5 protein-coding genes are annotated in these 12,985 nt (G+C 53.0%); 1 reads left to right on the top strand and 4 read right to left on the bottom strand.

Annotated features, from left to right (window positions below):
• Positions 1–101 precede the first annotated feature (101 nt).
• On the bottom strand, positions 102–1,547 hold the full coding sequence (locus LZP96_RS16035; RefSeq protein WP_064327387.1) for an EAL domain-containing protein: 1,446 nt from the start codon (positions 1,545–1,547) through the stop codon (positions 102–104).
• A gap of 500 nt (positions 1,548–2,047) precedes the next feature.
• Between LZP96_RS16035 and LZP96_RS16030 the strand changes: the two genes are divergently transcribed.
• Entirely contained in the window at positions 2,048–2,932 is an 885-nt protein-coding gene (locus LZP96_RS16030; RefSeq protein ID WP_064327388.1) for a hypothetical protein, read from the top strand.
• Between the two features lie 35 nt (positions 2,933–2,967).
• On the opposite strand, the gene LZP96_RS16025 is transcribed toward LZP96_RS16030, so the two are convergent.
• The 3 genes from LZP96_RS16025 to LZP96_RS16015 form a co-directional block, all read right to left on the bottom strand.
• The gene (locus LZP96_RS16025; RefSeq protein ID WP_064327389.1) at positions 2,968–4,143 is read right to left on the bottom strand and encodes an HlyD family type I secretion periplasmic adaptor subunit; all 1,176 of its coding nucleotides are present in this window, start codon (positions 4,141–4,143) and stop codon (positions 2,968–2,970) included.
• Positions 4,140–6,332: a type I secretion system permease/ATPase gene (locus LZP96_RS16020; protein WP_064327390.1), complete on the bottom strand. Its 2,193-nt coding sequence runs from the start codon at positions 6,330–6,332 to the stop codon at positions 4,140–4,142. Before LZP96_RS16020 ends, LZP96_RS16025 begins: the two co-directional genes overlap by 4 nt.
• 176 nt (positions 6,333–6,508) lie before the next feature.
• Positions 6,509–12,985, bottom strand: a 6,477-nt coding sequence (locus tag LZP96_RS16015) for an Ig-like domain-containing protein (protein WP_258926170.1), incomplete at its 5' end; no start/stop codon positions are given.

Below are 12,985 nucleotides of genomic sequence, written 5' to 3'. Positions count from 1 at the left end.
ATTCAGTTTATCATTTCCTCTGTTTCTCCCGCGCATAAAAAAACATCCGCAAAAGTCATTTCCGGATGTTGTATAAATTAAGGCAAGAAGATACGGGTGAATTAACTGAACTGCCTGACCATCCTGTCCAGTTCATTCTCCCTTACCGCCCTGGAAAGATAATATCCCTGAAAGCTGTTGACACCGGCGGCTTTCAATTTTTCAAATTTTTCTTTGCTGTCCACTCCTTCGGCAATACAGCTCCGACCGGTCATATCACTGTAATACTGAATGGCCTTTATCAGGCTATAATCGGCCTGGTTTTCGGCAAACTTGTCAACTATATCGCGATCAAGCTTTAATCCATCAAACATTATCTGTCTGATCGGAAACATGACATGTTCGCTTGAAAAGCAGTCATCCAGAAAAAGTCGACAACCCGTTTCACGTAATTGTCGCATTGTTTCAGGGATTGTTTTATCCTGCGTAACATCGATTGTCTCTGCGAACTCAAAAACCAGATTCTGTGCCCAGCAAGCATGACTTAACATTTGCACTGCTTTCCTTGCCATACCCGGCAAAGCAGTGCCTGAAGCCAGCTCCTGAGGGATATTTACTGAGAAATAATATTTTCCGTTATATTTATTCACCCCGCGCACAGCCGCATCAACGACCATTGCCGTTAATTTAAGCCAAATATTTTTGTTATGCATACCCGTTAAGAAACTGGCGGGACTCAGTAATTTACCGTTACGATACCAACGCAACAAAATTTCAAACCCGATGACTTTCTTGTCTCGATCGGTAATAATTTGATAGGCCGGAAAGATCTCCTTCTTCTCTATAGCACGACAAAAATCAGGTTCGCTCAACGGCAGCACGGATAACGTTTCTCTTCGCATTTTAAAACGGTTACGAATCACGCCAGAATCATTTATCCATGGCTGAATAAATTGCAACTTTCGCAGACCTTCCTGCCGATGAGTATAGACAGTTTTAATTCCCAGACCGAGCTTCTCTGATTGTTCTTTCACGCTCATGCCACGATAGAAACCCAGGACAATATCCAATTCACGAAGCGTCAATCCTTTTGTGGCACACCCTATCAGCCTTTCTTCAACTTTTGCAGCCTCCTTTAGTAAGAGGTTATTCTGACCGACAATATTTTTCCAGTCATGTGATAGACTGGCGACCCTGACATTTTCCAGGGTGCTTTTATCAATAAGTGATGCCTTCATCATACTAAACAGCCAGTTCATCGGTAACTGACCATAAATAATCACCGGTATTTTTTCAGGTAGGGCATTCAGGAAAGAAACACATTTTTTCAGCGTATCCAAAATAGCACAGAGATCTCCTTTCAAAAAAACGGCAAGGGTGCCGGTTTCATTATTGAAATTACGAAGATCCGCGCCTCGAGCATCATCGTGGTCAACCATAATACGATCGCAGGCTACCTCATTGTTATCCAGTAACTTTTTATACCCCCACCAGGTATAACTACAGGGAGAAATAACATAGCGATGCTGACGAGTTTTTGAATGGGCTGCGAGCATTTCCCTTGCCATTCTGTTCTCCTGTAGAAATAGATAGCCATACAGAACCCTTTTCCTTAAGAAAAAGGCTGGATGCACTCGATAATATTTAAGAGTTATGTTTTTACGCACGAAAGCGCATGTTTTACTGAAACTTAAAACATGTTCAAACGAGGTGGTCTGTTAACCTGTCGAATAAGAATATCAAATAAATATTGTAACCACCATACTAAAAACAACAAATATACGAACAAAACCACATACATAAATACATCATGACAAAAAATTAAACTTAACTTATACCGCGTTCTCATCGTAGCAGTGGACATATTTGGGTTAATTGAGTGACGTGTTTAACGTCAAGATTTTCATGCTGACCCTGACTTAATCATTCCCTTTTGGTGCGGAAAATGCATAAAGAACTAAAATTCTAAAAGTAAATATCATTCACAGTATGTATAATAGCTATGTCATATCTTCGTCAAAGAAATAACTTAGAAAACTATTGATTCGTTTCACAATAAGGCAACCATATGGATATCCACATATCATCCAGGGCATTGCTACACCGTAGAGATGTTATCAAAAACAACCCTCGATTTAGTGAAGCAATAAAAGAACACTACCGTATTAATGATGCCATATACAAAAAACAACCTTTATTCTACAAAACAATGCTCCAGGAATCACGATTTAACATTGTTTTATCAATGTGCTGTTTCGTTTTTGGCAGCCAGGCCTCTTCCGTTTCGGATATCAAAGAATTATGTACACGTTATAAGATAGCCAGCCCCAATAGCGTCATTGCTATCATCACTCTGTTGCGAACCACTCACCGAATTAAAACCTGGCGGTGTAGTGAGGATCGTCGAAAAACGATGATTGAACCGACAACAAAAGGCTTAGAGGAACTCAAGCGTTATATGTCAGGGGCTTTTTTACCGGTAAGCATTCTGTATCCGGATTACAATATTAACATTAATCTGCTAGATGACACTGGTCAGCGGCATAGTTTCTTTCATCGTGCGGCAGAATATCTTTTTCGTGGCGTCACGTTTAAAAAGATTCTGCCTGAAGTGGGATTGTTTATTGATAAAGATGGTGGACGCATGATCATGCTTTATCTTTATCTACAGGCAATTAAAAACAAAAATGCATATGGCGCCATTATTGAATATTCTGCCAGCGTTCTGGCCCGCGAGTTTTTTGTTTCACGCATCCATGTCAACAGGATTATGAAATCAGCTCAGGAAGCGGGTTATTTCAAAGAGCGCGAAAATGGGTTTATTACCATTCATGCGAGTTTTATTGAACTGGTAGAAAATTATGCCGGTCTGTACTTTGCCTATGTCACTCACTATCTCAATATTCACCCTAAAGAGCGTCTTGCTGCGATAAGGTTTAACTCAACGGTGTGAGCAAAAGGGCGCTCGGTTTTCCGACCGCCCTTTTTTTAACGTTCTCGCAAGGCTTCTTTCGCTTTGTTCAACGGCTTCAGCAGATAATCGAGAATGGTTTTACTGCCTGTTTTGATGTCGACTGTCGCGATCATACCTGGGAACACCGGAAACGTTTGACCTTGCTTATTGGTCAGATGGTTACTCGTCGTTCTGATATAGACCCGGTAATAATAAACGTCTCGTTTTACTTCATCCTGTAGTGTATCCGGGGAGATCATCGTCACTTCCCCCTCGAGTCCGCCATAAATGGAGTAATCGTAGGCCGTCACTTTGACCAACGCCTGTTGCCCAGGATGGATAAAGGCGACATCGCGAGGCGAAATCTTTGCTTCAATCAGCATCTGATCGTCAAGAGGCACCAAACTCATTAACTTACCGTTTGGAGGAATCACACCACCGACGGTGGTCACGTCGATATCTTTTACAATACCGCGCACGGGCGCATTAAACGTCAGGCGAGTCAGAGAATCTTCACGACCCTTCATCACCGAACGTTGCGCTTCCACTTCCGCATTTGCCTTGGCTAACTCCTCGCGAGCCCGTACGTAGTACTGATTTTGCATCTCCGTCATTTTGTTCTCCAGCTCGTTTTTTTGACGTTCAAGCCGAAGGACTTCCACTTTACTGGCGGCGCCTTGCGTAACAAGCGGACGCGTTAAGCCTAACTCGCGCTGAATCAGGGCGGCTCCCTGTCGCAGACCCGCAAGTCCTTTTTCGAGGCTTTCCCGGCGGGACTGATAGAGCGCGGTTTCCTGCTTGACCAGCTCCGCGTCATCATCCAGTTCTTCCGGAAAGACTAACTCACTGTTATTCACCTCTGCATTCAGGCGGGCAGCCGTTGCCAGTGCAGCATTCAGGCGAGATTCACTTTCAAGCACGCCGGACTCTGTTTTCGTCCGGTCCAGTTGCGCCAGTTGCTGTCCGCGCTCGACAATATCGCCTTCGCGTACCAGCAGTTTATGGATGATGCCGCCTTCCAGGGACTGGATAACCTGCTCATGGGAAGAGGGGATCACTTTGCCGCTGCCCGTCGTAACTTCGTCAAGATGGAAAACGCTGGCCCATGTCACAAAGGCCGCTAACAGAGCGAACAGTGACCATGCCACCCACGAGGAGCGGGGCAGACGTGGCTCCTTCAGGCGACTATTAAAGCGGGAAAAATCACTCATACCGTCCCCTCCTCAACGGGACGAGTCCCCGGTGCATTCTTTTTCATGGTCACGGTTCGCTGTGCGGCTTGCTGAGGAGCCATACCGTGCTGATTCAGAATGGCATCGCGCGGCCCGTCCATCACTACCTTTCCGTTTTCGAGCACAATGATGCGATCGACCAGCTCCAGAATGGGCAAGCGATGCGTGGCCACTACCAGCGTCCTCTGCTCACCAAGCCAGCCCTTAAGATGCTGGATAAACTGTTTCTCGCTCACTTCATCAAGCCAGGCGGTGGGTTCATCCAGCAATAAAATAGTGGGGGACGTCAGTAAAGCACGCGCCAGTAACAGCGCCTGACGCTGACCGCCTGACAATCCGGCCCCACCCTCACTGATCACGTAGTTCAGGCCCATTTTCTGCTTACGAACGAACTCAAGGGCACCGCTGTTCACCAGGGCCAGATGAATCTCTTCGTCGGTAGCAAGGGGATTGCCCATCATAATGTTGTCGCGCACAGAGCCGAAGAACAGCCTTGCCTGCTGGCTGAGCAGTTGCATGTCGCGCCGCACGTCCGCCGGATCAAGATGACTCATCGCAACATCGTCCAGCAAAAGTGTGCCCTGCTGAGGCTCCTGCATCCCCGCCAGCAACTGAAGCAACGTGCTCTTTCCCGAACCATTTCGCCCCAGAACCGCCACGCGCTCACCCGCCGCAATGTTTAAACGCGGGAGGTTGAGGACGGTCAGTTTCTCTTCCTCATCGTAATAAAAACTAACGTTCTCGAAGGCGTACTGCCCGCGCAAATGCGCTTTATGCACTTTTTTACCCTGCTGCGGGTCGTCAATAGGGCGCTGCATCAGATCGTCCAGCCCTTTTCGCGCCACCTTCGCCGATTGCCAACGCGAAAGGACACCTGAAATTTGCGACAGTGGCGCAATCGTTCGCGACGCCAGAATGGAGGTCCCCACCAGCGCGCCGGTTGTCATATCGCCACTGATGACCAGATAACTACCAATCAGCAACACCACGGCGTAGACGATAGACTGCACTTCCTGTGTCCAGGTCAGTAATAGCCCGGTAAGCCAGCGCTGCTTCATACCGACACTGGCCGCCACATCATTAGTATTGTTCCACTGGTTTTGAAAGCGTTGCTCCGCACGCATTAATTTGATGTCTTCAATGCCCTGGACGGCTTCCACCAGCGTTGCGTTGCGGATAGCCGACTCGCGCATTCCCTCGCTGGAGAGTCTGCCAAGAGGCCGTTGCACCAGTAATCCCGGAATCAGCAGCAAAGGCACGGCGAGTAAGACCACCAGGACCAGTGGCCCGCCGATCATCCACAGAATAAAGACAAACAACAGGAAGAACGGCAGGTCAGAAATTGCCGCGATAGTTGTCGAGGTGATCAATTCACGAACGGACTCCAGCTCGCGAATCTGCGCGATGAACGATCCTGTGGATTTTGAACGCGCGCCGTTTTTTATGCGGAGTGCGTGGGCAAAAACGCGCTCCGAGATCCGCAGATCTGCCCGTTTCCCAATCACATCAGAAATATGCACTCGTAGCATACGCATGATGAATTCGAAGAGAATCGCCATCATCACGCCGCCAAATAATACCCACAGCGTGGCCTCGGACTGAGACGGCACCACACGATCGTAAACCTGCATGGAAAACACCATGCCAGACAGCGCCAGCACGTTAGCCACCAGCGCAACCAGCATAATATCGCTGTAGCGTCGCCAGTCTTTCAGAGCCAGTTGCCAGAACCAGTTCTTCTGGTAGGGTTTGATGTAATCGTCCACGCGAGCGTCAGGCGTTGATTCCAGCGGGCGTAATACCTTTAAGCTGATTAACCGTTCACCGAGCGCATCACGCGTCAGAACCGTTTCCAGCCCGCCATCTCCGCTAAACTGCAGGCTCACATTTTTCTCGCTGTCCATGCGAGTGATGACCGCTATTTGCCCGCCGGTAAACTCGGCAATAAGGGGCAAGCGCCAGGGATCGATTAACGCAGCATCAGGCTGCGCTTCGCGGACGCCTAGCCCAAGCTGGCGCGCCATCTCCTCCAGCACCTGTTGGCGCGGAGACTGATTTTGATGAGCGAGAGTGACCCGGACATTTTCCGGTGAAAAGTCCAGTCGATAATGTTTCGCAACGAGCAGCATGGCCTGGAGCCAGGATTCGTATTGCGGATGTGTATTCATATTGCTACGTCCTGTTCAGCGCGGTCGTTACGCACCGAAATGATATCCCTGTTGGATGATTAGTAATCGAATGATCCCTAAACAACCCCGCAAAAATACCTTAATTTTTCTATGGTTATGGGTATTACTGTAAAGAAACGCAAAAAGCCGCGAGAGAGACTCTCGCGGCGGCGTTTTTACGCAATTAACAGTTGATGGTTAGCCAGCAAGGTGGCCAGATCGGTTTGTACGCCGTTCAAGGTCACGACGGTGGTCGGATCAAACTGAGCGCCTGTTCCGTCACGGTCGATCTGGATCTCGGTATTACTGCCATTCTGCACCACGCGAATGTAGTCGGTGATATCCCCTGCACTGCTGTCCAGGGTGGCGACGCCATTAACGTAACTCGCAGAACCGGTCCCGGTATAGCCGCTGCCAGATAAGAGGTCACGCAGATCAATCCTGTCCGTATCAGCCGTTCCTTCCCAGGTCCCCACGGTAAAGCCATTCACGACATCGCTACCGTTTCCACCCGTGGCATCGGAGGCGTTGATCAACTTGTAAAGCAGAGTGTCATGACCGCCACTGCCGATGTTGAAGATGTCATTGCCCCCTCGTCCTTCGAACTGGTTATCACCGCTGTTGCCAGTGAACACGTCGTTAAAATTCGATCCCGCAACGCCCTCAATGTTCACCAGGGTCGTAGTATTAAACCCGGTGTCCTGCGCGGTGCTGAGGCTCAAATCAACCGTGACGCCGGAGGTGGCATTCCGGTAGTCCACCACGTCCATTCCACCCGTATTGCTCCAGGTATCATGGTCGGAGGTGGTCGTCCAGCCGCCTGAACCGTTATAGGTATAGGTCCCTTCATCCGCGATAAAGGTGTCGTTATAGCCCGTACCGGTAATCGTGCCGCTGTGGCCTCCCGTCGCGGCTTCGGCAGTAAGCACATAGCCCTCTTTACCGTTACCCGCTTCAAGACCGTCCCAGGTGACGTTGGCGGAAGCGCCGTTGGTGATCTTCACAATCTCTGCCGTATAGGTTTCGTCCGGATTTAACCCGTAGAAACTGACCAGCGCAGAGCTGTCGTTCACCCCAACACCTGACTGAGCGTTGATAATCTGGGAGGCCACCAACACACCGGCCGCGTTATACAGATTCACGGTGTTACCGTAGTAGCTGTTGATCCCTTCGCTATCGACGATACGCAGGTGCATGGCGGTACCCTCTTCGATGGTTTGATTGTTCTGCACATAAACCACTTTGCCATTCAACTGCGAGACCAGCAGATCTTGCGTGCCATCCCAGTTGTAATCCAGGGCGGCGATACCCGTGACGTTCACCAGTCCGGACGCTAATTGCGTCGGCGTCCACGTGGCGCCATTGCCTCCGTTGGTGAACAGGGTGGCCGTCTGGGACCCGCTGTAGGTGCTGAACTTGATAATGTCCATTTGACCATCACCGTTCCAGTCAACGGCCGCCGACAGATAGCCTGCGGTGGCGTTTGACGCTTCCACTGCGCTCTTGGTGGTAGACAGCTGGCCCGTCCCGTCGTTGTAGTAGATCACCCCGCCGTTATTGCCATAGCTGCTGCCAAGATACAGATCCATGTAACCATCACCGTTGAAGTCAGCCCAAGTCATCGACGCCGCGGTCGTCGAGTTGGCGGTGTTCACCACAAACACGTTGGTCAGGTTCTGTCCGACAGAGAGCGTGCCATTGCCGTTGTTGTTAATCACGGTCATGGAGTACGCGCCGCTGCGGTTAGTGTGCTGAACGATGTCCACTGTACCGTCGTTGTTCAGGTCGACGCCGGAGATTTCACGTCCGGAGTCAAACTGCCCGTAGAACCCGCCTTCACCCCCGGTGCCATCCGGCGTTAAGGTACCTTTGTTGTTCACCAGATAGGTCAGGGAGTCCATCCCCGCGTCGCCATAAGCCAGATCCAGATAGCCGTCACCGGTTTTGTCGTACGCGATCACGCCGCCATACCAGATGGTGGTGCCCATCGCCAGCTGACTGGCGGTGTAGCTGGTGCCGTTGTAGGTCCACATCACCTGCGTTGAGCCGCCGTAAGTGTTCTCGGTACCGAAAACATCCGCCGTGCCGTTACGGTCAAAGTCGGCCGTCGTCTGGCTGACCAGATAGTACCCGCGCGTGTTGGTTAACGTGGTCCCGGCATAGCTCGATGCATCGCTGCTGGAATAGGATTTCCCGTTAGTAATGATATTCCACAGACCCTCGCTATTCAGACCCAGTGTCATCGTCGAGTTATTCAGATTGGCCGTGCCGCTTGCCCAGTCGGTATTCACCGATTCAGTCCCGACGGTCAAACTGCCGGTGGCAATGCCGGTTGTGTTGCCGTTACCTGCGCTGCTTTTCACCTGTGCGGTGACGTTGTAGCTGTTCACCCCCAGCGCATCACCGTCAGGGATTTGCAGATACCAGGTATTGTGATCCGGGTCGACAACGACCGCACCGCCGGTTTCGGAGGTATAGGTTTTACCGTTCAGGGTCACCACCAGATATTCACCGTTAGTCAGTTCCGCCGAAACCGTCCCGCTCAGAATTGGCGTGGTGTCTGCCGTAGTCTGTCCGGTAATGATGGCCGTCGTGGTCGGCTCGCTGGTATCCACTTTCAGCACGAAGTCATCTGAATCAGTCGAGTTACCCGCCAGGTCTGTTACGCGCAGGATGTAGGTGTGATGACCATCGGCCAGCCCGCTATCCTGGAAGTACCAGCTGGTCGCCCCGTTCATCGTTACCTGACCCAGCAAAACGCCATCGCGATACAGTTCGGCGATTTCACCCTCGGCCAGCGCCTGGTTCAGCGTGCCGTTAATTAACGGAGTGGTGTCATCGGTGGCGACGGACGCGGCGAACTCGCCCTGGCGCTCGCCGTCGAGATCGGTGTAGCTCACCACGGTGCCCTGGGTCGCTGGCGGTGTGGTATCGACCGTCACAACCTGCTGAGAGGTCGACCCGACATTCCCCGCTTCATCGACGATGCGTACCTGATAGGTGTAATCGCCGTCCGTCAACGTACGGGTATCGGTGTAACTCCACTGCGTATTGTTTACCGTCGTATCAATCCAGGTCGCCCCACCGTCCAGACTGATTTGCACGCGCTCATCACTCGCCAGGGCGCTGCCCAGCGTACCGTTCACCGTCAACGTCGTGTCATTGGTAATGAAATCGCTACCAGATTGCCCGGTGTCTTCGCTAATGGCATCAATCGTGATGCCATACTGCGGAGCCTGCGTATCGACGGTGACCACCTGCGAGGTGGTGGAACCGACGTTACCCGCCTGATCCACAACGCGAACCTGATAGGTATAGTCACCGTCGGTCAACGTCCGGGTATCCGCATAGCGCCAGGTCGTGCCGCTGACGGTGGCAGTTACCCAGGTCACGCCGCCGTCCATGCTTACCTGGACAAATTCATTATTGCCCAGCGCCGCGCCCAACGTTCCGTTCAGCGTGTAAGAGGTTTCGCTGGTCAGGAAGTCATTATTATCAAAGCCGGTATCGACGGTGATGTTATCCACGCTAACGGTGATAGCGGCGTCAGGCGCAACGGTATCTACCGTCACCTGCTGATGCGCCGACGCGCCCACATTTCCGGCGGTATCAATCACCCGCACCCAGTAGTCGTATATCTGGTTTTCCAGGGTACGACCGTCGGCGTAGTACCAGCTATTGCCGATCACCGTGACGTTTTGCCAGCTGGTGCCGCCGTCCAGACTGATCTGCACATGTTCGCCGTCAGCCAGCGTGGCGCCCAATGAACCGTGCAGCGTGAGCGACGTATCGTTAGTGATGAAGTCACTGTTACTTAAGCCGGTGTCGTCGCTGATGCTGTCGATAGAGACCGTTTTGCTGGCATCTGGCGCAACAGTGTCAATTGTCACCACCTGCTGCGTGGTCGCGCTGATGTTGCCCGCGTCGTCAATCACCCGCAGCTGATAGTTGTAATCACCGTCATTCAGCGTGCGTCCATCGACATAGGTCCAGGTCAGCCCACTGACATTCACATCCAACCAGGTTGCTCCCCCGTCCAGGCTTATCTGGGCATGATCCCGGTTACCGAGCGCCGCCCCCAGCGTGCCTTTAAGGGTTATCTGGTTGTCGCTGGTAATAAAGTCGCTGCCAGACAGCCCCGTATCCTGGCTTACCGAATCCACCGTAATGGTCGATACCGCTGGCACCGTCAAATCAACCACCACATTCTGGCTGTCGGTCGCACCAATGTTGCCCGCATTATCGATAACGCGAACCTGATACTGCCAGGTTCCGTCAGTCAAGGTGCGGCCATCGGTGTAACGCCACTGGGTGCCGGTTACCGTCAGGTCACTCCAGGTCACACCACCATCAAGGCTAATCTGCGCTTTCTCGTTATTCCCGAGCTGGGCGGTCAGAGATCCGTTCACCACCACCTGGCTGTCGTTGGTGATGAAATCGCTGGCGCTCAGTCCAGTATCGTTTTGCAACGCATCAATGCTGATGCCCATTGATGGCGGCGTCAGATCGACGGTGACCGTGTGGTCAGCCGTGATGCTATTCCCAATCGTATTGCTCACTTCGGCGTGAATCACATATGAACCGCCATCAGCCAGAGCGGTGACATCTGCGCTGCCCAGGGTATAACTCCAGCGCCCGTCGTTTTGCACCGTCGCCGTGTAGGTTTTGCCATTCAGGGTCAGGGTGACCGTCTGGCCCGCAGGCGCGTCGGTCGTCCCGCCGATCACCAGCGGCGTGCCATGTTCTGCGGCACTGACGATGTCGTCCTGGGCAAAGGTGTCAATACTCAGGGTCGGTACATCACCGCTGAGCGTCACGTCATGCGTGGTACTGCCCGGGTTACCGGCTTTATCGCTAACGCTCGCCGTCAGGGTGTAATCGTTGTCACTGAGTCCCAGGAAATCACGTCCGGCGATAAACACCGACCACGTCCCGTCGGCTTGCACAGTTGCCTGATAGTCATGACCGTTGAACGTCAAGACCACCGTCTGGCCCTGCTCAGCGCTCGTCGTCCCACGGATGGTCTGTCCCGCCAGTTGCTCCGTGTTGTTGATAATATCGTCGCCCGCCACGGTATTAATGGTGACGGTTGGCGCCACCGTATCCACCGTGAGGGTGTGCGTGGTCTGGCCGTTGTTACCCGCCTTATCGTTGACCGACGCGGTCACCGTTAACGCTCCCTGATTCAGTGAAGCGAGATCGGTTGCCGGTACGTCGAGCGTCCAGGTACCATCATTCGCCACTGTCGCGGTGTAATTTTTGCCACCCAGCGTGACCGTTACGCTCTGCCCGGCTTCCGCACTGGTAGACCCCCGCACGGTCAATGGCTGCTGTGCTTCTGCGGCATTCAACATGTCATCGCCTGAAAGCGTGGCAATGCTGACAACCGGCGCGGTGGTATCAACGCTGATACCGTGAGTGGCAGACGCGCTGTTGCCCGCACTGTCCTGCGCCGAAACCGACACCTGATACTGCGCGCCATCCGCCAGTCCGGCCACGTCCGCTGCCGGAACGGTAGTCTTCCAGCTACCATCGCTCTGGATAGTGGCGGTGTAGGACTTCCCATTCAGGGTGACCGTCACCTGAGTTCCACTGGCAAACTGCGAGCTCGAACCGGTGATATCCAGCCCACTGCCCGCTTCTGCCGCGTTGATAACATCGTCGCCGCTAACGGTGGCCACGGTGAGTGACACCGCCGCCGTATTCACCACGACATCGTGCGTCTGTGTGCTGCTGTTGCCTGCACTGTCGGTCAGCGTGGCACTGATGGTCACCGTCCCCTCAGCCAGAGCCGAAATGGTGCTGGCAGGCACGCCTACGCTCCAGTTGCCCGCCGCATCGACGGTAGTGGTGTACTGTTTGTCGCCCAGGGTAATCACCAGCTTATCGCCCACTGACGCACCGGTCGCCGTACCGCTAATAATGTGAGCCTGACTATGCTCAACGCTATTGATCACATCATCGCCCGCCACGGTATTAAAGCGGATGACCGGTGGCGTGGTATCCAGGGTGATGGCTTTATCCGCACTGCCCGGGTTGCCTGCCGCATCGTTCACGCTCACCTGTACGGTGTAACCGTTATCCGCCAGCGCGGCCAGATCGGTTGACGGAACGTTCACGCTCCAGGTCCCGCCCTGCTGTACCTGAGCGGTATAAGACTTACCGCCCAGCGTCACGCTTATCGTCTGTCCGACTTCAGCCGTCGTGGTCCCGGCAATCGCAATACCCGCAGCCGCTTCATCGCCATTAATCACGTTATCCGCCGCAATCGTGTCGATGGTCACCGTCGGGGCAGTGGCGTCCACGCTGTATTCACGGCCCGCCGAAGCGCTGTTGCCGTTCACATTAGACACGCTGACCTGCACGCTGGCATCGCCATCCTTCAGGCCCGCCAGATCTGCCGACGGCACAGTCGCCGTCCAGTTGCCGTCCGCATCCACTTTCGCGGTATAGATTTTGCCACCGAAAGCAATGCTGACGGTCCGGTTCTCTTCCACGTAGGATGTGCTACCACTCAGTACCAGATCCGCGCCTTTTTCTGCCGCGTTGATCACGTCGTCGCCCGCAATGGCGTTGACGCTGATGGCAACGGTCGCCAGATCGACGGTGACGTCGTGGCTGATGGAGACAGGATTGCCTGCCGTGCTCTGGCC

Origin of the sequence: Huaxiibacter chinensis (assembly GCF_022171985.1) — a bacterium.
Taxonomy (GTDB): domain Bacteria; phylum Pseudomonadota; class Gammaproteobacteria; order Enterobacterales; family Enterobacteriaceae; genus Enterobacter; species Enterobacter chinensis_A.
The sequence above is the reverse complement of the archived record's forward strand: the minus strand, read 5'-3'. Positions and strand labels throughout refer to the sequence as shown.